General features: G+C 52.7%; 22 protein-coding genes, 1 tRNA gene and 1 pseudogene. 4 read left to right on the top strand and 20 right to left on the bottom strand.

Going from position 1 to position 21622, the window contains the following annotated elements; all coding sequences use genetic code 11:
* Positions 1-86 precede the first annotated feature (86 nt).
* The 6 genes from lysM to C1J03_RS16880 form a co-directional block, all read right to left on the bottom strand.
* On the bottom strand, positions 87-518 hold the full coding sequence (gene lysM / locus C1J03_RS16855; RefSeq protein WP_114887646.1) for a peptidoglycan-binding protein LysM: 432 nt from the start codon (positions 516-518) through the stop codon (positions 87-89).
* An 89-nt stretch (positions 519-607) separates the two neighbouring features.
* Positions 608-2410, bottom strand: a complete 1803-nt coding sequence (locus C1J03_RS16860) for an ABC transporter transmembrane domain-containing protein (protein WP_114887647.1) — start codon at positions 2408-2410, stop codon at positions 608-610.
* A 222-nt stretch (positions 2411-2632) separates the two neighbouring features.
* A tRNA-Gly gene (locus C1J03_RS16865) sits at positions 2633-2707 on the bottom strand.
* 159 nt (positions 2708-2866) lie between these two features.
* Complete coding sequence (locus tag C1J03_RS16870) at positions 2867-3322, bottom strand: exonuclease domain-containing protein (RefSeq protein WP_368073906.1); 456 nt, start codon at positions 3320-3322, stop codon at positions 2867-2869.
* Positions 3323-3407: 85 nt separating this feature from the next.
* Entirely contained in the window at positions 3408-3788 is a 381-nt protein-coding gene (locus tag C1J03_RS16875) for a hypothetical protein (protein ID WP_114887648.1), read from the bottom strand.
* A 130-nt stretch (positions 3789-3918) separates the two neighbouring features.
* Positions 3919-5166, bottom strand: coding sequence for an IS256 family transposase (locus tag C1J03_RS16880; protein ID WP_114883178.1), 1248 nt, complete (start codon positions 5164-5166; stop codon positions 3919-3921).
* 269 nt (positions 5167-5435) lie between these two features.
* Here C1J03_RS16880 and C1J03_RS16885 point away from each other — a divergent pair, with 269 nt between their 5' ends.
* Positions 5436-5732, top strand: a complete 297-nt coding sequence (locus tag C1J03_RS16885) for a hypothetical protein (protein ID WP_114887649.1) — start codon at positions 5436-5438, stop codon at positions 5730-5732.
* Positions 5733-6120: 388 nt separating this feature from the next.
* Here the strand turns inward: C1J03_RS16885 and acdA are convergent, their stop codons facing one another.
* Complete coding sequence (acdA, locus tag C1J03_RS16890) at positions 6121-7338, bottom strand: 3-sulfinopropanoyl-CoA desulfinase (RefSeq protein ID WP_114887650.1); 1218 nt, start codon at positions 7336-7338, stop codon at positions 6121-6123.
* A 95-nt stretch (positions 7339-7433) separates the two neighbouring features.
* Here acdA and C1J03_RS16895 point away from each other — a divergent pair, with 95 nt between their 5' ends.
* A complete protein-coding gene (locus tag C1J03_RS16895; RefSeq protein WP_302661628.1) occupies positions 7434-8318 on the top strand; it encodes a LysR family transcriptional regulator in 885 nt (294 codons plus the stop codon).
* Between the two features lie 80 nt (positions 8319-8398).
* Positions 8399-8689, top strand: a pseudogene (locus C1J03_RS16900) (ATP-binding protein); the annotation flags it as partial.
* A 65-nt stretch (positions 8690-8754) separates the two neighbouring features.
* On the opposite strand, the gene C1J03_RS16905 reads toward C1J03_RS16900, so the two are convergent.
* The 13 genes from C1J03_RS16905 to C1J03_RS16960 form a co-directional block, all read right to left on the bottom strand.
* The gene (locus tag C1J03_RS16905; RefSeq protein ID WP_162798571.1) at positions 8755-9249 is read right to left on the bottom strand and encodes an autoinducer binding domain-containing protein; all 495 of its coding nucleotides are present in this window, start codon (positions 9247-9249) and stop codon (positions 8755-8757) included.
* A gap of 484 nt (positions 9250-9733) precedes the next feature.
* Positions 9734-10015: a helix-turn-helix domain-containing protein gene (locus C1J03_RS25380; RefSeq protein WP_162798572.1), complete on the bottom strand. Its 282-nt coding sequence runs from the start codon at positions 10013-10015 to the stop codon at positions 9734-9736.
* A 67-nt stretch (positions 10016-10082) separates the two neighbouring features.
* The gene (locus C1J03_RS25385) at positions 10083-10595 is read right to left on the bottom strand and encodes a hypothetical protein (protein ID WP_162798573.1); all 513 of its coding nucleotides are present in this window, start codon (positions 10593-10595) and stop codon (positions 10083-10085) included.
* Positions 10592-10789, bottom strand: a complete 198-nt coding sequence (locus C1J03_RS16915) for a hypothetical protein (RefSeq protein ID WP_114887654.1) — start codon at positions 10787-10789, stop codon at positions 10592-10594. The genes C1J03_RS25385 and C1J03_RS16915 overlap by 4 nt, the downstream gene beginning before the upstream one ends.
* Positions 10786-11487, bottom strand: coding sequence for a hypothetical protein (locus C1J03_RS16920; protein ID WP_114887655.1), 702 nt, complete (start codon positions 11485-11487; stop codon positions 10786-10788). Before C1J03_RS16920 ends, C1J03_RS16915 begins: the two co-directional genes overlap by 4 nt.
* A 129-nt stretch (positions 11488-11616) precedes the next feature.
* On the bottom strand, positions 11617-11814 hold the full coding sequence (locus C1J03_RS16925; protein ID WP_114887656.1) for a helix-turn-helix transcriptional regulator: 198 nt from the start codon (positions 11812-11814) through the stop codon (positions 11617-11619).
* Positions 11815-12791: 977 nt separating this feature from the next.
* A complete protein-coding gene (locus C1J03_RS16930) occupies positions 12792-14678 on the bottom strand; it encodes a bifunctional sugar phosphate isomerase/epimerase/4-hydroxyphenylpyruvate dioxygenase family protein (protein ID WP_114887657.1) in 1887 nt (628 codons plus the stop codon).
* Positions 14675-15514: a shikimate dehydrogenase family protein gene (locus tag C1J03_RS16935; protein ID WP_114887658.1), complete on the bottom strand. Its 840-nt coding sequence runs from the start codon at positions 15512-15514 to the stop codon at positions 14675-14677. The genes C1J03_RS16930 and C1J03_RS16935 overlap by 4 nt, the downstream gene beginning before the upstream one ends.
* Positions 15511-16284: an HpcH/HpaI aldolase family protein gene (locus C1J03_RS16940; RefSeq protein WP_114887659.1), complete on the bottom strand. Its 774-nt coding sequence runs from the start codon at positions 16282-16284 to the stop codon at positions 15511-15513. Before C1J03_RS16940 ends, C1J03_RS16935 begins: the two co-directional genes overlap by 4 nt.
* A gap of 23 nt (positions 16285-16307) precedes the next feature.
* Positions 16308-17603, bottom strand: a complete 1296-nt coding sequence (locus C1J03_RS16945) for a TRAP transporter large permease (protein ID WP_114887660.1) — start codon at positions 17601-17603, stop codon at positions 16308-16310.
* Positions 17600-18190 carry a TRAP transporter small permease gene (locus tag C1J03_RS16950; RefSeq protein ID WP_114887661.1) on the bottom strand — a complete coding sequence of 197 codons (591 nt, stop codon included), beginning with the start codon at positions 18188-18190 and terminating at the stop codon, positions 17600-17602. Before C1J03_RS16950 ends, C1J03_RS16945 begins: the two co-directional genes overlap by 4 nt.
* Before the next feature lie 32 nt (positions 18191-18222).
* On the bottom strand, positions 18223-19230 hold the full coding sequence (dctP, locus tag C1J03_RS16955; RefSeq protein ID WP_114887662.1) for a TRAP transporter substrate-binding protein DctP: 1008 nt from the start codon (positions 19228-19230) through the stop codon (positions 18223-18225).
* Between the two features lie 89 nt (positions 19231-19319).
* Positions 19320-20378: a Gfo/Idh/MocA family protein gene (locus C1J03_RS16960; RefSeq protein WP_114887663.1), complete on the bottom strand. Its 1059-nt coding sequence runs from the start codon at positions 20376-20378 to the stop codon at positions 19320-19322.
* A 154-nt stretch (positions 20379-20532) separates the two neighbouring features.
* Here C1J03_RS16960 and C1J03_RS16965 point away from each other — a divergent pair, with 154 nt between their 5' ends.
* On the top strand, positions 20533-21207 hold the full coding sequence (locus C1J03_RS16965) for a GntR family transcriptional regulator (RefSeq protein ID WP_114887664.1): 675 nt from the start codon (positions 20533-20535) through the stop codon (positions 21205-21207).
* The last annotated feature ends 415 nt before the right edge of the window (positions 21208-21622 follow it).

The raw sequence follows: 21622 nt of genomic DNA on the forward strand, positions 1-21622 counted from the left end.
CAATTAACACGCCCTATCAGACGCGCTTGCGTGGCCCAAAACCCAACACGCGCCCCGAAACGACGGAGCGCGTGAGTTATTTTCGATTATGCCGCAGGGATGCGGAGCATCTGCCCGGGGTAGATCTTGTCAGGATGGCTCAACATCGGCTTGTTAGCCTCAAAGATCTCTTCGTACCGCGCGCCATTTCCAAGCGTTTTGGCTGAAATCGCCCACAAAGTATCGCCCTTTTCGACGGTGTGAAAAACGGGTTCACCTTCGCCACCGGCGACATCATCCTCAACGGACGCGACCCCTTCGACGTTGCCTACTGCAAGGATGACTTTTTCCTTCATCTCTTGGCTAACGGCTTTGCCTGTGACTTTGACCTTGTCGCCGTCAACAGTGATGTCGATACCTTCAGCGTCAAGGCCAAGCTCTTTCAGCTCATCTTGCAGCGCTGCACCAGACACCTCAGCGTCGTCATCGCCGCCAAAGACTTTCTTCCCTGCGCCTTTAACAAAACTCCACAGACCCATTTTGATACTCCTATTGGTTAAAACACACTGGATTGTCTGATCACCACCTGCTCATGGCAAGCGAAAACGACCGAACCTAGGTGATGCATTTATTCTGCGGCAAGCCCATCGGTAAACTGAAGCTTCGCCAATCGCGCATACAGCCCGCCTTTTGCGACCAAATCATCATGCGTACCAACTGCCACGATGCGGCCCGCCTCGAGCACAACAATGCGGTCCGCCTTTTTGACCGTCGCCAATCGATGCGCGACAATCAACGTGGTACGCCCTGCGCTAAGGTCCTCAACAGCAAGCTGAACCGCGCGTTCACTTTGCGCGTCCAACGCGCTTGTGGCTTCATCCAACAACAACACCGGCGCATCTCGTAAAATGGCACGGGCGATGGCAATGCGCTGTTTCTGACCCCCAGACAACATTACACCGCGTTCGCCTAGATAGCTGTCATACCCTTCGGGCAATGCACGCAGAAACTCGTCCGCAGCAGCCGCGCGCGCCGCAGCTTCGATTTCAGCATCCGTGGCATCGGGGCGGCCAAAACGGATATTTTCGCGCGCAGAGGTCGCAAAAATCACAGGGTCTTGCGGAACCAGCGCCACCGAACGACGAAAGGTATCGCGCGTCAGATCGCGAAGATCGAAACCATCCAACGTGATCCGCCCCTCTTGGGGATCATAGAACCGTAAGATGAGCTGAATGATGGTGGTCTTGCCCGCACCGGACGGTCCCACGAAGGCGACCGTCTCGCCCGGTTCAATCACCAAATCCACACCATCAAGTGCAACTATTCCCGGACGAGCAGGATAGGAGAAATTCACATCCTCGAAAGTTATCCGGCCCACAACTGGGTCTGGCAGCATCGCCGGCACCTGTGGGTCAACCACGGAATCTTTGGTCTGAAGCAATTCAACCAAGCGTTCGGTCGCCCCCGCGGCGCGCTGCAATTCGCCCCAAATCTCAGAAAGGGCTGCAACAGCACCGGCCACCATAACGGAATAGATGACAAATTGCACCAACGCGCCCGCACTCATATTCCCGCCGCGCACATCGTGCGCGCCAATCCAGAGCACGCCAACAACGCCCGAAAAGACCAGAAAAATCACAATCACCGTCATTGCAGCGCGGGTCCTAATCCGGCGGCGCGCGGCGTCATATGACGCCTCCGTCATCTCCGCGAATTGGCCTCGGCTCGTCGTTTCATTGGTGAATGCTTGCACCGTTTGAACGGCCGATAGGCTCTCGGACGCATTGCCTGAGCTTGCCGCTATCCAGTCCTGATTTTCGCGACTGATAACCCGAAGTTTCCGGCCCAAAGTAAGGATTGGCACCACCACAACTGGCACAATCAGAAGAACCAAACCCGTCAATTTTGCAGAGGTCAGCATCATCAACGCCAGCCCGCCGCCAAAGATAAGTATGTTCCGCAATGCAATGGACACCGATGATCCGATCACGCTGAGGATTAGGGTCGTGTCGGTTGTGATCCTGCTCAGGACCTCGCCAGTCATGATGCGCTCGTAGAATGCAGGGCTCATCCCGATGACCTGATCAAAAACAGCGCGGCGGATGTCTGCCACGACGCGTTCGCCCAATTGCGTCACAAGTGCATAGCGCAGGCCCGTCCCGACAGCGAGGAGAGCAGCTATCACCAAAGCAGCTGTGAAATACTGATCGAGCAATTGAGGGTTGGACGTACCAAAGTTGTCGATCACCCGGCGCACCGCAAGCGGCAGCGCGAGTGAGATCATTGCCGTCGACGTCAGTGCCAATGCTGCCAGTGCCATCAGCACCCGATAAGGTCGCATAAACGGCAATAATGCGCGAAGCCCACTTACAGCGCGAGACGTTGCGCGTTCTGTTTCGTTGCTTTGTGGGGGCGTTGGAGGCTTGGCCATGCGCATTCCTTTGTCGCGTATGAACGGTTCATGGCCGCGTCGACGCACGGGGTCAAGCGAGTCTCGACTGTCTTGGAAGAAGGTGTGGAGCGGGCGGAGGGAATCGAACCCTCATCTTCAGTTCGGAAAGCTTGCGCTCAAAACTTAATAAAACATTTAATTTCAAAAAGTTGCATTATCAATAACTCCACTTTGGTAGGTGATCTGTCGGAAATGAATTTCTGGAGCGGGTGGGGGGAATCGAACCCCCATCTCCAGTTTGGAAAACTGGGGTCTTAACCATTACACAACACCCGCTCAACAAAAGTATGCATATTTCATGGATTTGAGGGCGTCAAGACGGCGATCGTCTATGTTTTGCTAACAAGCGCAGTCACAACGACAAATAGCGCAAGTCGCCCCTTACCGATCTACCTGGCTGCTGCAGTGCGGCTTTTCCAATCCGCCCAACCACGACTAATCCTCTGAGCGATCTTCAAACTGAAACGCCAACTGGCGATTGATCTTGAGGTGAGAAAATGCCCTGCCCAAAATATCCTCTGCCTTCAAAACAACCGTGGCCGCGGCACGTGCGTCCTCGCCTGCGTCATGGTGATGAAAATTAAGGCCAAGGTGCCTTTTTAGGTTCGCGAGGCCATGCCCCCCTGCCCCTTTCAACGCGGGCCATGCCTGACGGGCAACTGTGACGCTGTTGATCCAATGTGACGTTATCATTGGCACGCCATACCGCGCACAAGCGGACGTTAGGGCCTTTTCGTCAAATGGGCTGTGCTGCACGAGGCAGTGTGTGTTCAGGTGGTGAAACAAAGCCGCATAGACAGTCAGCAAATGATGCCAACCTAAGCGGCGCGAACCTGAGCAGAGCAACTTGGAGCGATGGCAGAATGTGCGCAACTGGTTCAGTTGGAACATGCGATTAGCCCGACAGTAAAATCAACACGGGTAGCTACCTGGCTTCTTTCGCCTTGTCGTAGTTGGCTAGCAGTTTCTTCTTATCTCAAGAATCCAGTTTCATTTCCCTATCACTATCCTCATTCTGTTTTTCATTAGCTTTGGCCCTTGGAGGATAACCGTAGATTTCTGCAAGTAACTCTACATCCACATCGGGCTCTCGGTCCCTCAAGTAACCTTTGAATTCGTCTTCATAGTCGCTAAAACGCTCGAGTAGTGTTTCGCTAGTACGTTTGAGGCGTTCAAGCGCTGGCATGATCGTATCGTCCCATACCTGATGAAATTCTTCTTGCAGCATCTCTTGGATGTTATGATCTACCTCACCGATTTTCTTCTGCTGATGCTCTTTACGTATCTCCAAAAGCTCCTGTACGGACTTCTTGTCGTTCTCATCAGCCTCAATTAGGCCCCGCTTCTCTTTAGCCATGGCACATCTCCTTTTGAGACTTAAGCTTATCTAAACCAGCAACTATTGCTTTGATCCAAGTCAACTATCGCTATGTCCGACGGACCAGCGTGGTGAGTTATTGTCAAATCTGGTGTTTAAGGGTTTCTGGTCATGCGGCGATCTGGCTGTTTTCAGTGGCTTCAATTCCGTCTTTGAATGCGACGCCGGTGATGACTTTGGCGAGGTAGTCAAAGCCGCGTAGTTTCCTCCAGTTTTGCTCGGCGCATTGCCCCAGCTTGAACATCATGTGCAGCATGCCGTCGCGTGAGAGGCAGCCCTTTGATCGTTTGGTGCGATGACGGATCGTGGCAAAGGCGGATTCAATTGGATTACTGGTGCGGATGCTTTGCCAGTGTTGTGCTGGAAAGTCGAAGAATGCCATGAGTTCCTCGCGGTCCTTTTGCAGGCACAGCGTCGCCTTGGGGTATTTGGGTTCGTAGGTTTTGATGAACAAATCTAAGGCCTTGCCCGCATCATCTTTGGTCTCAGCCTGCCAGATGTTGTGGATCGCAGCTTTGGCCTTTGGCTGAGACAGCTTGGGCAAACAGTTGAGCACATTCATAGTTTTGTGTTGCCAACAGCGTTGATGACGGGTCTCAGGATAGACTTCATCTATGGCGGCCCAGAACCCCATGGCACCATCTCCAATAGCAAGTTTCGGGGCGTTCATTCCCCGGCTTTTGAGGCTGAGGAGAGCCTCGCGCCAGCTCTGCGTGGACTCGCGCACCCCGTCCTCAATAGCCAAGAACCGCTTCTTGCCACGGGCTGTTACCCCCACAATCACAAGGGCGCAGAGCTTGTCATCCTCGCCCCGAAGGCCGCTGTGGACACCGTCAGCCCAGATGTAGACCAAGGGCTCATCGTCCAACGCTGCCTTTCTCCACTCGCCGTATTCGTTGGCCCAATCGCGCTTGAGCCGTGAGACCGTATTTGCCGACAATCCCGCCGCATCAGGGCCCAGAAGAACCTTGAGAGCCGAGCCCATTTCACCGCTGGAGATGCCCTTCAGATACAGCCATGGCAAGGCCGCTTCCAACGTTTTGGTTCTGCGCACGTACGGTGGCACCAGGGCCGAATGGAATGTCACGGGCTGGCCGTTTTTTGAGCGAACCTTGGGAATGCGCACGTTCACGGGGCCGATGCCCGTTTGGAACGGGCGCTCGGGATGATGCCCATTGCGCACAACAGTCGCATGACCGGCCTCAGTGCGCGCGGTGGTAAACTGAGACAGATAGCTTTCAAGCTCAGCTTCAACGGCTGTTGCGATCAATTGCTGCGCTCCTGTTCTCAATAAATCCGTCAGCGCGTCCGTGATCCCGTCTCGACGCGAAAAATCAACAATGTTAGTCGTTTCCATGGTGGTGTATCTCCTTCGGTTGGGCTGCTGTCTCGCAACAACAAATCAACCAGATACGCCGCCAACCTTCAAATCCCCCAAACACCAGATTCAGTCATAGCTCCAGCGTGGTGCGGGCGAAGTGTATAGCTCTGGCTTGCAAAGCATACTGGATCGATCAACCGCTAAGTGATCCATCTGGAGCATTCCCCCGTATCGTTAACAATGGATGCACGTAGAAACATAGTGGCGAGCCCCCTGGGGGCAGTCGGATCAGTAGGGAACGCTCGATGAAACAACTTATCATTAACGGATGGAACTTCATATTTGATGCTGATGTCAGCCCGCTTCGTAACATTACAGATGTTGCGACACGACACTACGTGTTGCAGGCTTTGGCGTTAATGTGGGCAGTTGCTTTTGCCATCTCTATCGGGAGCTATACGATGCTTGCCGCAAGCATTCTTGGGCACACTGTGTTGATAGGAGCCACTGCGATTACGGTCGCAACTTATACCGCAGCTGCTAAGAAGCCCAATTTGTTCGCAAACGGTTCGGGTCGCCGCTATGATGGCGAACACGAGTAGCGGCCTCTATCCAGCTAGTACAGGCACCACGCCCTTATCCGAACACATCGCGACAAATGCCCGATTTCCAACTTTAACTTGAAATGTGCAGGCCGCTCCATCAATTACTCTGGGCTCAGAGCCGCCGTTCGTTGCGCGCTAAATGAATGTCTGCGATGCGGGACAAAGTTGCCGTTCGGCATTCACGCTTCAAGGACCGTTTCCCGGCCCAATGCCGACCTTCGATCAAGCCGCAGCGAAAGGCGGCTTCGGGCCCAATGTACAGAATGCTGCAGGTTGCACGAATGTCGGCTTCAATCAATTATCGGCAGGCGGGGTTGTTGCAATTTCACTGATTGCATCAAGGAAATCTACAAACTCTTGGAACCCAAAAGGCGTATTACTTTCCTCATTCGGCGGCGTTTGAACCCATGTCTGAAACGCGCATATAGCCGTCCCGCGTCTGTGGCGTCTTGATGCCAAGAATGCTTCCAGCCAGCTGCGTGCGCAAGATCTGAGCGGTTCCGCCACCAATGGTGAACATCCGCACGTCGCGATACATGCGTTCAAGCGGTTCTTTGTCACTGTAGCCGCGGGCACCAAACATCTGGAGCGCGTCATTGACCACCTTGATCGCCATCTCTGAGGCAAAGAGTTTGGAGCGGGCGGCCATGGTCATATCAGGGAATTGGCTGCCGTTCGGCCCGTGCGAGGCTGCTGCCTGATGTAAAAGTAAACGCGCCGCATGAACCTGTGTGTCCATATCCGCCAGCATCCACTGCAAACCTTGAAATTCCGCAAGGGGGCGGCCGAACTGTTCGCGCTCAAGGAGGTAACGTTTCGCCTGTTCAAGCGCTCCTGCGGCAACACCCATTGCAATAGTACCGGCACCCACACGTTGCGAATTATAGGCATTCATCAAATCAGAAAAACCGCGTTTCAAACCTGATGGCGGCTTGAGCAACCATTTCTCGTGGACCTCGACGTACTCGAAACGTAACTCCGCTTCGGGCATACCGCACAGACCCAAGGTCCGCTCTCGACCAGCGATGCTGAACCCTTGCGGGACTTCACCAGAAATCGGGTCAGCAAACAGAATGAAGCCGCCAATCCCCTGTTCAACGCCCGCTTCGTTAAGAACACGGGCAAAGACCAGATGAAGCTTCGATACACCGCCGCCCGTAATCCAATGCTTGGTGCCATTCAGGATGTATGTGTCGCCTTGTTTGCGGGCCGTTGTGCGCATTTCTGTGGCCGCACTCCCTGCATCGGTTTCGGTTATGCATATCGCGGGTTTGTCACCGGCCAGCACATGCGGCGCACAAAATGCTTTTTGCCCATCACTGCCGTAGCCCATAACGGCGCTGATGCCGCCCATGTTGCCTTCGACAACAACGCGCGCGGTCAGGGCACAGACTTTAGCAATTTCCTCAACCACCATCACCACATCAAGGAAACTCGCACCTTTCCCGCCATACTCTTTCGGGATCGACATTCCCATAATGCCGGCGTCGGCCAGCTCTTTTACATTCTGCCAGCAATACGTCCGTGAGCTGTCCCATCCGGGCGCACGGTTTTCAAATCCCGGTGCCAGTTCTTTTGCGACGTTAACAAGCGGATGTCTCATGGCGTGTCCTTCTCAAATGATATCGCCAGAGTAAGCTTGCATATATTCAGTTCAATCAAATATGATTGGACGTTAAATACAAGAAAGCTGATTTTGTGCAGACACGGTCGTTAAGAACTCTCGTACGCGTTTCTAAAGTGGGCTCATTTGCAAAGGCCGCCGAACAGTCAAACATGACATTGTCAGCGCTTTCGATGCAAATTAAGGCCCTAGAAGCCGAACTTGGCGTAAACCTGTTTGACCGCTCCGTTCGGCCACCACGGCTTACTCCGATAGGGAGAACCATTGTAGAGAAAGCAATTCCGCTGCTGCAATGTGAGGACAACCTTCTCAAAATTTGCCGCCCTACAGATACACTTGTCGGACATTTCCGTATCGGTTTCGTCACAACTGCGGCTGTTCGTTTGCTGCCAGGGTTTCTGGAAAAAGCGAAAAGCGACGCGCCGCAAGGGTCATTTGAATTTGAAACAGGCCTCTCCAGAACTTTACAGGCGAAGGTCATAAGCGGACAACTTGATGCAGCCGTTATCACCGATACGGACGGAGTGCCCGATGGGCTTATCGAACTGGTCTTGCGAGAGGAGCCAATTGTATTTGCGGCGCACAAGTCTCTGATGGCAGGTGGCCTTAAGGGACTGCTGCACGGGCACCCATTTTTTCATTTCATGCCTAATACGGGGATCGGAAAGCTCATCGCGAACGAAATGCTTCAACACGAACGCCCTCTAGGTGCGGAAACGATCGTTCTGGATAACCTCGAAGCGATCATGGAATGCGTTTCAGTGGGTCTCGGGTTCACACTTTTGCCAACACCAGATGTCGAGCGGTATCGGTCTGAGTCTGTCGAGAGCATTGGCCTGCCCGATACGTCGTTCAGGAAGTTGGTATTGGTAACGGCACGCGATGGACAGTTCGCGTCCCGCGAGATGGAATTGGCAAAGCTCTTCAAACACGAAACTGTACTTGTAACTCAGATTTGAAAAAGAGGGTCGCGTGTTTTTGGGACAACCGCAGTTGTCGCTTTTCACTTCCGGAGGAATTTGCACAAAGCAGACATTGGCAACGACACCAAAAACAACTAGCAGCCCAAGATTTGCTGATCATTGACGAACTTGGGTTCGTGCCACTCTCCAAGACCGGGGCCGAGTTGCTGTTCGAAGTGATCAGTCAACGATATGAACGCGGCTCCATCATCATCACATCCAACCTGCCGTTCGATGAATGGACAGAGGTCTTCGGATCAGAACGCCTCACGGGTGCCATCCTCGACCGCCTGACACACCACGTCCATATCCTGGAGATGAATGGTGAAAGCTATCGGCTGAACCAAAGCCGAAACCGCACAGCCTGAACAAACCCAACTGAAGCCAAGGAGCTGACAAATTGGCCAATTTCTCTCCGGGACGCTGACCGATTTTACTCCGGGATTGACAGCAGGAAAATTTCACTTCCCTTCTGCGCCCAGAGAGCATCCACACGATCCTGAGATAGCTTTCGGTTTGCGCCAAGACCCATAACGCTATTATTTCGTTCGCTGATTTCGTCGAACCAAATGGTATAACCTGCATGAATTTTCCACTTGGTACGGAGCTCACCGAGTTCTTTCTCATCGTCAGTGATTTCACCGCGTTTTTGCCGCTCCAGAAATTCACGCCAACTATACGCGCCAGGTTTGGATTTTTCTTGAGGCACCATGTTGGCCTTCTTGTGAAGTCCCTTGCCAACATAGTGGTCGATAATATCCTTATTGTAGTTGCTTAAAACCAGCACGTCCGCATTTTCTCCCCAGCGGCCATGTTCTCGAAAACTAGTAGCTAAATAAAGCAGGCGATCAAATCCATACAAACTCATCTGTTCCGCATGGAGGGCCCAGACGTCGCTTATAGAAGTGCATTTCAGAATGCGGTCCACGTGATCTAGAACCTGTGGAAGACTTCCCATAAATTAAAACCCTACCACGACATTCCCCCGTGAAACGCCTCCCAAAGAATTGTTGAGCAGATGTAAGCGCTGATCAAACGCATTGGCATTTAGAACAGACGTTCGGCTAGCTTTTCGTGCAGCTGGGAGCCAGGCCGCTTTATCCCACATTGCAGTCGTTAGGGCATTGAAACGAACCGACACCCCTTAGCAATATTTCACACGCTGGAACAATTGAACCCAAGCTTGTCTTCTTTGCAGATGAAAACAACTTATCGAATCCGATATAATCACACAGAGGGCGAAATCGGACAGTTTGTTTAGAGCTACCCTGCATAGGCAACAGAATACAAAAATGACCGTTAGACGCAGTTTTTAAGAACAGTTCTAAGCCACGGTTTGGCGTGAGGTGCTGCGTGGATCACCACTTTGACCGACACCAATGTCAAAACATCCACAGACGGGCGTCACCGGCTCACAGGGAAATCCATGCATCTCGAATCGCGATTGCAATCGCTTGTTCGCGCGTCGCAGCGCCCAGCTTATGTCGAATGTTTATCAGGTGTTTACGAACTGTGACCTCCGCAATATTCCCTTTGAAGGCGATCTGATCATTGCGCAAACCGCACGCAAGCCAACACAGGACATCGTGCTCTTTCGGCGTAAGCGGCGCTTCTCTCACTCGAAAAATACCATCATCACTCTGATCCGGTCGCTCTGGAATGTTTGCGGCAATGATCGCGTGAATGACCTTCAATCGCTCAAACCCAATTTCAGCATCAACTTCTGCCAGACTGCGGCCCGAGCAAAAAACGACCATTGATCTATACCCAGATGAGAGGCTCCCTGTGGTGCTTGCGTATAGCGATCCGTAGGCTGTCTGCAGGCCGGTTAATCGGAGAAGCCCCAATCGCAATGTACTTGGCTTTGTGTTCCGCAAGTGGAATGACGTTACCGTCCGCTGAGACGACAACGTCTCCACAGTGGGCAATTGCCCTCGTGCTGTCATCACGCCAGACGCCGATAGATCTCATATCTGCGGTTGCAGGATCAAAGATGCCTCTAACGTTGCAAGCTTTGATGATCCAATGTCCAGCATCCTTTTGCGACCAAACACCGTTGGACCCTAAGAAATTGATATGACACCAGCTCTCGATCTCTTCGCTTATGCCGCTGAAAAGCGCCTTCACACCACGCCCCGCCTCCAGGCCTTCCGCCTTCATGCTGCGCAATTCGCCGCTTGGTGAAATGAAGTGGTACGTACCATTCTTATGCCCGAGCGGCACGATTGGATCACTCGCACGGTCACCCTTTTCATTTGCTTGAGCAGGCCTCATTCCCACGCCTCCAGCTCGTCACTGAATTGATCGGCAATACCGGCCGCAAAACGAGAAGTGCCTTCAGCATTCGCTCTAAATCGACGCAGTTCATTTCCAGCCTCAAATAGATTGAACACGCCATTCAGAGGGCCAATGAATGCAAATCTGCGAACTTTCTGTTCGGCCAGATTTTCGGCAGGATCACAGCTCATTTCGTCACCCCCGGCTTTTCGTCGAGTTCGGCAGCACGGTTGTGTCGATTGGTATTCGGCCGCTTAACGGAATTCTTATCCATAAAATCGACTGGACAGACCTCGATTGGGTTGTCGAAAGCAGCTTGGATTACTTCCCATCCAATGAGTGTTATGCGTGTTTCATCAGGTGCTCGGTTTTCGCCGTCTACGTGCGTTCGATTGCGAGGATCTTCCACTATCGGATCGGCTAACGGGCCAAGCCTTTCCCAGGGCACTGGTTTTGCTTCTCTCAATATCCCAAAGAGCGGGGTGGGTTCTGATTGGGGAGTGGAGGCATAGCTCTCCCCTTTGCTAAACTTGCTTGTCAGCATTACTTTACCGTCGGATACAAGTTCACGGCATTCATGAGGCAAAGCCGTAGATCCACGTCCAAGACCACTCTTGCTAGCTTCGTGCAGATGGGCCTTTTTGATCGGATTTGGATTCTCGTTGGCGGGATTATACGGAACTGTTTCTTCGGTTCTGTCAAAAGCTTCCCGCACCAAGTCGTGGCCATCATCAATTGTTCGGTTCAATGCAGGTTGTGGTAAATTCTGACATGCGGTCAATGAGCGGTTCTTAATAGTATTTCCCTCCTCGCTTTCAATTTCTGCTGTTGAGTATTGATTTTTATGATTGGCAATAGGGTAGCCTTTGCCCAACGTGTACGTTGACATTCCAAGTCTCCATTGAGGTAAAATATTATTTCTTTGCAGGTCAATCTCTGCGGTTTTTAGGCAAACTAAATGTAAGAGAAAATTAGGCGTTTGAGTTCCCTCACCTTTCGTATGCGAATGTATTCTACCCTAAGCACTCAGATCGTCGCGCTGTTGATCGATCCAAAGTCGAATATCAGCCTCCGAATACCTCACAGATCGGCCAATACGAAATAATGCGGGCCCCAACTTTTGTGCTGCAGACACCTCTAAGAACCGCTTCGAGATTCCAAGTCGTTCTTCAACTTCTTGCCGCGTCATTAGTCGGTCACTGTTTACCTTGTTCATGTCATGCCTCCTGTCACGTGGAAATACATCGCACACAATGAAAGCTTAAGCTATTGTTTTAATTAACATTATAGTGCGTTTTCATTTTTATGAAACTAATTAAACATTTTAGTGTGTCCAATACCTTCAACCCCAAACATTATAGTGTTACGTATTCCATTGAACGTAACACTATAATGTGGCCTCAGATTACCAAATAGATTTTTGACAAGATACCTGACTCTTCTGAGACAAGAGATGTGTCAATTCGGATCGATCGACTATACTATTGATGCAAAAGAAATAATTCTGATGGCCTTACTCAAATGCGTTCATTTTGAATGATCAAGTCCACTATTATCCAACAGCCTTCACCACTTGAGGCAATGCGGGTAAGACTAATTATAGGGACTTTTAGGGCCATAGGTTTCTTGCAAAAATTTGGTACCGAAAAAGGCCCTAAAAAACTTCATTTATGCCACCCAAAGACACCAAAACAGAGAAAAACTGGGCGCTTTCTTCAAGTATCGCCGTAAGAGGTGAGTCAGTACTGCCCTTTCGGGGCAGCGATTCGACACCCGATTCCCGCAGATCGCTAAGATACCTGTCGACGCCAACGGCCAGAACGCGAGTTCGGCCGAGAACACAAGTACATGTGGCCCACTCCTTGGCCGAGCCGGAATTGCGAAACGGCAAGGGATTGTACCCACATTTCGGCAACTGACACCGCGAAATGGATCCCGCCTAGCGTGGCAGACCTCCGCTGCTTGGGCGCGACGCTACGGAGAAAATTGGTAGGCGGACATCCAGATGACCGAAGCTAATTTTGTGGCATTTGAGCTTTAGGGCCAGGATTCAAAGTATGCCTTGGCACCAAAGATACGTTTCATCGTAGAGCCGTGATCCATTTGCGGTGGCCCATCTGTCACCCTAAGTCACTGGCGTCGACGCTTTCAAAGATTTTGACGTCATTATCGGTGGCTTTATTGTCGTTTGCCCTAAACCTTTGGCAAGCCCTTGGGGCGCAACAAACGTTTCTGTGCGGCGATGCGAAACGGGGCGTTAGGTGCGCCATAGCCTGCATATCCATCACGCCTTTCTACGATCTCAAAAAACATACCCCCAGCAAAAGGGCGGGAATACAGTTGGAAAAATGCGCCGTTTACGTCCTCGTCATACAGGATATTTCGGGCCTTTAGCTTGTCCAGGGCAATAGCGGACAGATCGAAGCGCGTGTTGAGGTCGGCGTAGTAATTCGAGGGCATTCTCAGGGGTTCAAAGCCGGTAGCGGTCAAGGCATCGCAGGTGGCGAAAATGTCATCAGTTGCAATTGCAATATGTTGGACAGAGGCCCCGAAACTATCCGCCAAAAAGCTCCCCGCCATGGTGCGATGGGATTCAGCCCCATTCAACGTCATGCGGAATGTGCCTGACTCCGTTTCCATTGCTTGGCTGCGGACCAACCCGTCCGGATCAATTACATCTACTATGGGGGATCGGTCCATTTTGAACAGGGTGGAATAGAACAGTGACCAGCTCAGCATTTCATCATAGCTCATGGTCTGAGCAAGGTGGTCGATCCGAGCTAGTCCTGCTCCAGTGCCAGCCGTCCCCGTCGAGGAAAATTCAACGTCCCACACTTCAGCTAACCCGCTGTCGTTGTCGATGAAATGTAGCACACTACCGCTTAAACCGCGGATCGCAGGGATGTCCAACTCACCAGGTCCGGTGGGCTGAGAGAAGAGTGAGGCCCCCAAGTGGGTTGCACGTGCTACAGTCATCGTGGCGTCGTCAACGCTTAAACCAATATCACAGACAGTTGTGCCGTGTGCATTGTAGGCGCTGCTTGCGTAACCGGTCGTCTCGCGGTTGATTACAATGCGAATGTCGCCGCTAGTCCACAGCGTCAACGCCTTGGAAATGTGGCGACCAGAGCACATGAACCCGAGCGACGCCAGCGCGGCTTCCAGCTGAGTGCCCTCATCGCCGCGGGTGGCAAACTCGATGAAAGAGACGCCATTCACCTTTCGGCGCGGTGGGATGGCCGGCATATCGATGTGCAAAGAAGGTTCCGCCTGCTGCACGTCACCCATCAGTGAAACGAGCGAACGATAGCCATCTTTTGCGATCGCACGCGCACTGCCGCCGCGAAATTGATCATTGAAAATCTCCAAGCTGATCGGGCCACTATAGCCCGCCGCCATCACCGCCTGCATGAACTGCGTAATCTGCAAATCCCCTTCACCAGGCATATTTCTAAAATGGCGTGACCAATAGAGTAGATCCATATCGATCAATGGCGCATCGGCGAGCTGAACAAAGAATATCTTATCCCCGGGGATACGGCGGACCGTATCTGGGTCAGTTTTGCGTGCCAAAGTATGGAAACTATCAAGGATGATCCCTACATTTTCATGATCCGCGCGGCGCACGATTTCCCATGCATCGCGGTGGTCGTTAACGTGTTTTCCCCATGCCAGGGCCTCATATCCCACACGCAAGCCGCGCTTTGCAGCACGTTCACCCAGCGCCTGAAAATCCTCTGCCGCACGATCAATTCCCCCAAGGGCAGCGGGGTGGCAAGACGAACAGATTAGCACCAGATCGGTGCCAAGCTCTTGCATCAGGTCAAATTTTTGCTCGGCGCGATCAAAAGCCTTGGCGCGCAATGGCTCTGGCAGACCCTCGAAATCGCGAAACGGCTGGAACAGGGTGATCTCCAATCCGAGGGATCGGATGAGGTTGCCCACATCGCGCGAGCTGCCATCATGGGTGATGAAATCTTGCTCGAATATCTCAATACCATCATAGCCTGCTGCGGCTATCGCTTCGAGCTTTTCGGGCAAGCTGCCGGAGATGGAGACAGTTGCAATCGACGTTTTCATGAGGTGTCTCCAGTAAGGGCTGCGCGCAAGGCTGCAACGTCAGGTTCAGTGCCGGAAAATAATCGCCATGCGTCGATACCTTGCCCGAAGAATAGCGCGTAACCGGAAATGGCTGTAAGCCCCACCGCCTGAGCGTCTTGTAGAAACTGTGTCTGAACGGGGGTGTAGACGGCATCAAAGACCCAATTGGCTCCTGCCATCAGTGCGGCGTTCAATGGGGTGCCACCAATGCCAACCATTCCCAATGGGGTGCAATTGATGATCCCATCCGCTGCCTCAACCGCGTCTTCCACGCGGCGTGCAATCGTTACTAAGCAGCTTGTCCCCGTTGCCACCAAAGCATTTGCCAAAGCGCGCGCTTTTTCCCGCTCAAGATCAACGCAGACGATTTCGGTCGTGCCGAGGGTCAAGAGAGCAAAGGCAATTGCCTTGCCGACACCGCCCGCGCCGATCAATACAACTTTCCCCAGTGCCGCATTCCCACGCACCGTCCGATATGCGTGAATGAAGCCACTGTAGTCTGTGTTATACCCATGCGGGGTCGCACCAGCGAGGACGACCGTATTGACCGCACCGATGGCCCTCACTAGCGGGTTGGCCACGGTGACTAGTCCTGCTGCACGTTCTTTGTAAGGATAGGTCACGTTTACCCCGTGATACCCTTCTTGGCGCAGCCCCGAGAACAGGGCTTCAAACGACAGACCCATGTCCTTGGGCACAAGACGGGTATAGCTAACAGGAATACCAGACTGCAGTCCGGCAAGTTGATGGAGTTTGGGCGACTGGGACATGGCAATATTATCGCCGATCAAGCCAAGCTTGAGCTGTTTCGTCATTTAGGTGAATCAAAGCTCTGCCGCAGGTCTTGTGCCGCGTCTGCCAGCATGACCAGATCAACGCCAACTGCGGTAAATGCAACGCCGCGCGCAATATAGTCTTTTGCCGCCACGGGATCCAAGGCCATCAAGCCAACAGGTACATTCAATTTCTGCAAACGCTCAATCGCATCATGGATTGCAGCAACAACATCCGGGTGATCCATTTGACCCGGCAGCCCCATACTGGCGCTCAAATCGGCGGGACCAATAAAGATTGCATCAACGCCTTCAGTAGTGGCAATCGCTTCGAGGTTTTTTAACCCTTGCACGGTTTCGATCTGCAGAATTAGGCACATTTCATCATATGCAACAGCGAAATAGTCGTCCACTTTGCCGTAACGTGTCGCACGGGTCATTCCTGCCATTCCGCGCACCCCGTGCGGACCATACCGCAGTGCAGCAACCGCATTCTCGGCCTCAGCTACCGTCTGTACATAAGGTACAAGCAAACTCTGGGCACCCATATCAAGAATGCGCTTGAACAAGGTCGCGTCATTATCTGCAGGGCGCACAATCGCCGAGACCTTTGGGGACGTAGCGATCGCTTGCAAAGCGGGCAGCACCTCAACCGTTTCGATTGCCGCATGTTCGCAGTCAACCAGCACCCAGTCGAACCCGGCACCGCCCAATAGTTCGGGAACGGTATTCCCACCAATCGTGTTCCAGATCCCAAGCTGATGGCGACGCTCTTTCAATGCTGCCTTGAACAGGTTTGTAGGGTTCTTCATGTAAAGTTCCTTTCAGGTGGTGATTAGCCGTTATGGCCCATGAGCCGGGGTAGCCATAAAACCAGATCGGGGGAGACCATCATCACCATCAAGGCAATTATAAGCACCGCAAGGAATGCCCAGATTTCTGAAATAATCTCCCGCAGAGGAATGTCGGTCACCGCATTGATGACAAATAGCAAAATCCCGTAAGGCGGGGTGATCAAACCAATCATCGAATTGACCACAACCAACACGCCAAAATGAACCAGATCAATGCCAAGCGCTTCGCATGTCGGAATGAACAACGGAACGATCACAAGGATGATTGTCGTAGCATCCAGCACGCAGCCCAATAGCAAAATCAATACGTTAACGGCCAGAAGGAACAGTAGCGGATGCACGTCCATTCCATCCAACATCGCCAATATCGCTTGTGGAATTTGTTCGGTGATCACGATGTAGTTGAGGATGAACGCCCCACCAATGACGATCCCCACCGAGGCGGACGACCGGGCGCTGTCCACGAACACGTGATACAGCCCACGCAACGAGAGTGCGCGATAGAATAGCATCGCTAATAAAAGTGCATAGAATGCCGCAACCGCCGCAGCTTCGGTCGGCGTCGTGACACCGCCATAAATGCCGTATAGCAAGATGACTGGCATCAAAAGCGCAGGAAACGCATTCGCAGTCTTGCGGGGTAACTCGCGCAGGGGCACCGGCTCTTCAAGCGCAAAACCGCGCTTACGGGCCAAATAGCCATTCATGATCATCAGTACGGCCCCCATCATCAAGCCCGGCAAGATACCTGCCAAAAACAGCGCGCCAATAGATGCCTTGGAGACCAGTGCATAGAGCACCATGGGGATCGAGGGTGGGATGATCGGCCCGATAGTGGCAGAGGCCGCTGTGATCGCCGCAGCGTAGCCACGGCTATAGCGCCCGTCCCGCGTCATCATTGAAATGATGATCTTTCCAATTCCTGCCGCATCCGCCACGGCTGACCCGGACATGCCCGAAAAGATGAGTGAGGCCACTACATTCACATGGCCAAGCCCGCCCTTGAACCGTCCGACCGCCGCCACGCAAAAGTTCAAAAGACGGTCCGTGATCGAGCCTGCGTTCATTATATTCGCAGCGACAATGAACAAAGGCACCGCGAGCAGGATTGCACTCTGGTAAAACCCCTGAAGGATTTTTTCTCCTGCCAGTGCGGTATCAAGGCCTGCAAAGCCAAGGTAGGCAATCGAGGCGAGCATGATTGAATAACCGATTGGCGTGCCGATACCGGCTAGCACAAAGAGGGTCACAAGACAGGCTGCAAGTTCAAAACTCATGGCTTCTCCTTGCCTTCGGCTTCCAAGATCAACTCGAGTTCGGTTTTGGGAGGGCCGTTCCGCCAAACGTCGATAAACAGCCACGCATAGCGTATAGCGATGGCGATCATGAAGATTGCATAGATCGAGAAAACGGAGCGTAGAGGGATTTTGTCGCCAGAAAACGGATTGCGTACTGTGGACGTCCCGCGTCTGCGCATCCAATCGATGTAATCCCAAGTTGGTAGAAACGCATAGATCATGCCGCAAACAATCGCCAAGGCTGCTGCCATGGCGAAGATGCGACGCACTTTACGCGGCACAACGAGATACACGATGTCAAACCTGACATGGTCCCGTTCGCGCACCACAAAGGCGCAACTAAAGAAAATGACCCAAACCCAGAGAATACCGATCAACTCAAGCGTCCAGCCCAGCGGCTCAACGGCCGCAAGCATCGGCAGGGTCTTGGTTAGGCCAAGACCGTCCACTACTTTGGGAAGGTAGCGAGACCCGATCTGCAACAGGAACGTCAGGAAAATAGACGCCAGCATAAAGGCTGCGATTGCTTCTGCGATGCGGGGGAGCCACTTGAAAACTTGTCTCATTGTCGCTCCCCTGCTTGTCTTACATTTTCAGATTAATTGCCGAGTGCATTTATCTTATCCAGCACACCTTCAGGCCATGTCGCCGCAAATTCACTTGTCAGATAAGCAGACTGCACGGCATCGCGGAAGGCCGCAACATCAGGCTCGTAAATCGACATGCCTTGCTCTTCGAGGAACGAAACGAGGTCGGCTTCTTTCTGAAGCTGTGCTTGACGGCCGGACTCTGCTGCCGCATCTGCTGCGGCTTGCAGTGCCGTTTGCTGCTCCGCAGTAAGGCCATTGAACACCTCTGCCGACATCGCGATGTAGTTTAAGTCGACAAGATGGGATGTCAGAACGATCTGGTTGGTTACCTCATAGAACTTCGCATCGACAACAGTAGGCAGCGGGTTGTCTTGACCGTCTACGGCCCCCGTCGAAAGCGCTGTATAGACCTCGGAGAAGGACATCGGCGTCGGTGCAGCACCAAGGGCTTTACCAAGGAACTGCCACGCGTCCGTGCCGGGCATCCGCAGATTCACACCGGCCAAATCGGCAGGTGTTGTGACTGTTAGTTCGTCTTTGGTCTGACGTAGGTTCACTTGGCGACGGCCCAAATACATCACCGAGAGGAGCTTCACACCCAGCTCTTCTTCGGCTTTTGCTTTGAATGCGTCCATCAGAGGGTCGTTGAACACAGCGACCTGATGGGCGGCATCCTGATGCACATATCCCGCCGTAAAGATCGAGAATTCGGGAAAGAATTGCGCCAGCTCTTGAGCGGAAGTGATCGACATCTCAAGATTGCCACGACTGATCGCCTCAAGCTCAGTGCCCTGTGCAAACAAGGTCGCGTTGTAGCTTGGTTCATAGGCAGCAAAACCTGATACTGCTGGGCCAAAAACTTCAGCCATCGCCACAGAGCGCTGGTCGGTCTCTGAGCCAGAGGTAGACATCCGAAGCTTGATTTGGTGGCCATCTGCGAAAGCGGCTGTAGAGGCGAATGACCCCACTGCAATCATCGTAGCAAGCGCCAGGCGGCGTGTAAATTTCTTGGTCATAAGTGTCCTCCCAGACTTTTGTGCCCTGTTTTGGGCGGTTATACATGGTCGCTTGGTATTGCAGTGCAAGAACAAGCAATTGGATGTCGTTACTCGGCGGCAGTTGGAAACTCCGCTAGGTGCGGGTCGATATGCACGGTCGTCTGGTTAACTGCAGCCGTTTGGATCGCTTCAATAACCTGCATTGTGCGTAACCCTTCGCGGGCACTGACAAGCGGCTTTACCGTACCTCGGATTACATCTGCAAAATGAGCGATTTGGTTGACAAGTGGGTTTGAGAACGCGCGGGGCATGGTGGTGGCAGAGATTGAGTTCCACCACGAATTCTCCCCGTCATGCCGCCATAGGCGCATATCAGGGACTGAAAGGGACCCCTCGGAGCCGCCGATCAGATAACAAGACTGATCCGTAAAGGGATATACGGGATATTCGGCTGAGGTCATCTCCCAGCTCCACGGGGCGGCGATACTGTCAGACACAGTGATTGTGCAGATTGCACCGCTCTCGAAGCGTAGAACGGCTGCAGCAAGGTCTTCGTTCTCAAATCCACGCCGTGACGGTGCCATTTGTGCCTGAACCAATACGACTTCTCCGCACAGATAGCGCATGAGATCGACGTCGTGGACAAGATTGACAGAGATCGGCCCCGCGCCGTGTTGCTTACGCCAAGGAGCCGTGTCGAAATAGTCGTCGGGTTTATAGAACCAACATGTGGCCTGTGCCGCACGGACATCGCCAATAGCTCTCGATTTGATAAGCGAGGCAGCCTTCTGGATCAGCGGATTGTGGCGACGGTGGTGACCCACAAGCACGGGAACCTCGGCATCATCACTCGCACGCACGATCTGCGCTGCCTCGGAGACTGAAGCGGCCAATGGTTTTTCCACCAACACCGGAACGCCGTGTTGAAGGCAGCATTGCGCGCCATCAAGATGCAAGGGAGTGGGCGTGGATAAGACCACTCCGTCAATGTCATGAGCGTCAAATAGAGCATTTAGATCAGAATAAACGGGCGTTTCGCCAAACTGCGCCCCGGACGGCTCAACCACTGCAACAAGGCTGGCAGCTTTCAATTGGGAAATCGCATCGATGTGCCTGAGCCCAACAAGGCCTGCACCGACTACTGCAATTTTTACAGGCTGAGCCACTTTGATTCTGTCCCCACTATATGTCGACGGTATCATAAATTATGAAGTTAGCAATAATGTATGATGTTTTATAAAAAAGAGGATTTTTATAGGGATTGAGAAATCTCTTAGATTCTTGGTATGATCAGATGGCAACTCATCGGATCAAATCACCATGTCCCGCACTTCCAGCACAGTTGGCTCCAGCACCTACGAGCGCATAAAACGCGATATTATTTTTGGCGCACTGGCACCCGGCTCAAAGCTCAAGCTCGACAGCTTACGCGCACGCTATGCGGCAAGTGTGTCAACCTTGCGCGAAATATTGAACCGGCTGGCGAGCGAGGGATTTGTTGTCGCCGAAGAGCAGCGGGGCTTTTTCGTTGAGCCTGTTTCAAAGAAGGATCTAATCGAGGTTGCAAAACTGCGCATCCTTTTGGAATGCTCCGCTCTTGAGACCTCAATCGCCTCGGGTGACACGGAGTGGGAAGGCAACCTTGTTGCCGCGCATCACAAACTTCATCTGATCGAGCAAAAGATGGTTGCAGGGGATCAATCGCAAAAAGAACTTTGGAAGCGGTACGATTGGGAGTTTCATCAAGCCTTGATTAGCGGATGCCAATCGCGAAACCTGCTGTCCTTGCATGGTACAATATTTGACAAGTATCTGCGGTATCAGTTGCTTGTTCTCACATACCGCGGCGATGTTGCAACCAACGAGCACCGCATGATGCTGGAAGCCGCATTGGCGCGCGACGTGACGACTGCGGTGAGCATCCTTGAAGAGCATGTGCGCAAGGGGCTGGAGCATACGTTGGCGGCGATGGAAAACACCGCTGACTTACTTTGATCAACTGACCATTTGGATTCAACGCTCCACATTGAAGGCTATGATAGCAAGCGGATCTTCAGCCTCAACACCAAGATTTCGGACAGGGCTACCCATCTTCGTGTATCGGCTACAGGCTAACAGCCGGCATTACGGACATGACAACCAACGGCAGCTTTGTCTCGCAATAGCAGTCCTTGATGTATCCCGCAGCGAAGGTCGGCTTAGAGCCCTTATTGACCAATGCTGCGGCATGTAGATTTTGGTACTAAGGGCGGAGACCGGACTTTCGCTGCGCTTTGCATAGAGGTCTGCTGTGCGGGACAAAGCTGCCGCTGGATGCCATGCGTTCAAGGCCCCTCTTCGTACCAAACCTGACCCTGATGCAAGATGCTGCGAATGACCAGTTCGAGCCCAGAGCGACCGTGATTGCGTT

This window comes from Sulfitobacter sp. SK012 (assembly GCF_003352085.1).
Lineage (GTDB): Bacteria > Pseudomonadota > Alphaproteobacteria > Rhodobacterales > Rhodobacteraceae > Sulfitobacter.

What these genes read in the sequence shown, in the direction of transcription:
- lysM (WP_114887646.1), bottom strand. Translation starts at nt 518, where the DNA reads ATGGGTCTGTGGAGTTTTGTTAAAGGCGCAGGGAAGAAAGTCTTTGGC.
- C1J03_RS16860 (WP_114887647.1), bottom strand. Translation starts at nt 2,410, where the DNA reads ATGGCCAAGCCTCCAACGCCCCCACAAAGCAACGAAACAGAACGCGCA.
- C1J03_RS16870 (WP_368073906.1), bottom strand. Translation starts at nt 3,322, where the DNA reads ATGTTCCAACTGAACCAGTTGCGCACATTCTGCCATCGCTCCAAGTTG.
- C1J03_RS16875 (WP_114887648.1), bottom strand. Translation starts at nt 3,788, where the DNA reads ATGGCTAAAGAGAAGCGGGGCCTAATTGAGGCTGATGAGAACGACAAG.
- C1J03_RS16880 (WP_114883178.1), bottom strand. Translation starts at nt 5,166, where the DNA reads ATGGAAACGACTAACATTGTTGATTTTTCGCGTCGAGACGGGATCACG.
- C1J03_RS16885 (WP_114887649.1), top strand. Translation starts at nt 5,436, where the DNA reads ATGAAACAACTTATCATTAACGGATGGAACTTCATATTTGATGCTGAT.
- acdA (WP_114887650.1), bottom strand. Translation starts at nt 7,338, where the DNA reads ATGAGACATCCGCTTGTTAACGTCGCAAAAGAACTGGCACCGGGATTT.
- C1J03_RS25385 (WP_162798573.1), bottom strand. Translation starts at nt 10,595, where the DNA reads ATGAGGCCTGCTCAAGCAAATGAAAAGGGTGACCGTGCGAGTGATCCA.
- C1J03_RS16915 (WP_114887654.1), bottom strand. Translation starts at nt 10,789, where the DNA reads ATGAGCTGTGATCCTGCCGAAAATCTGGCCGAACAGAAAGTTCGCAGA.
- C1J03_RS16920 (WP_114887655.1), bottom strand. Translation starts at nt 11,487, where the DNA reads ATGTCAACGTACACGTTGGGCAAAGGCTACCCTATTGCCAATCATAAA.
- C1J03_RS16925 (WP_114887656.1), bottom strand. Translation starts at nt 11,814, where the DNA reads ATGAACAAGGTAAACAGTGACCGACTAATGACGCGGCAAGAAGTTGAA.
- C1J03_RS16930 (WP_114887657.1), bottom strand. Translation starts at nt 14,678, where the DNA reads ATGAAAACGTCGATTGCAACTGTCTCCATCTCCGGCAGCTTGCCCGAA.
- C1J03_RS16935 (WP_114887658.1), bottom strand. Translation starts at nt 15,514, where the DNA reads ATGACGAAACAGCTCAAGCTTGGCTTGATCGGCGATAATATTGCCATG.
- C1J03_RS16940 (WP_114887659.1), bottom strand. Translation starts at nt 16,284, where the DNA reads ATGAAGAACCCTACAAACCTGTTCAAGGCAGCATTGAAAGAGCGTCGC.
- C1J03_RS16945 (WP_114887660.1), bottom strand. Translation starts at nt 17,603, where the DNA reads ATGAGTTTTGAACTTGCAGCCTGTCTTGTGACCCTCTTTGTGCTAGCC.
- C1J03_RS16950 (WP_114887661.1), bottom strand. Translation starts at nt 18,190, where the DNA reads ATGAGACAAGTTTTCAAGTGGCTCCCCCGCATCGCAGAAGCAATCGCA.
- dctP (WP_114887662.1), bottom strand. Translation starts at nt 19,230, where the DNA reads ATGACCAAGAAATTTACACGCCGCCTGGCGCTTGCTACGATGATTGCA.
- C1J03_RS16965 (WP_114887664.1), top strand. Translation starts at nt 20,533, where the DNA reads ATGTCCCGCACTTCCAGCACAGTTGGCTCCAGCACCTACGAGCGCATA.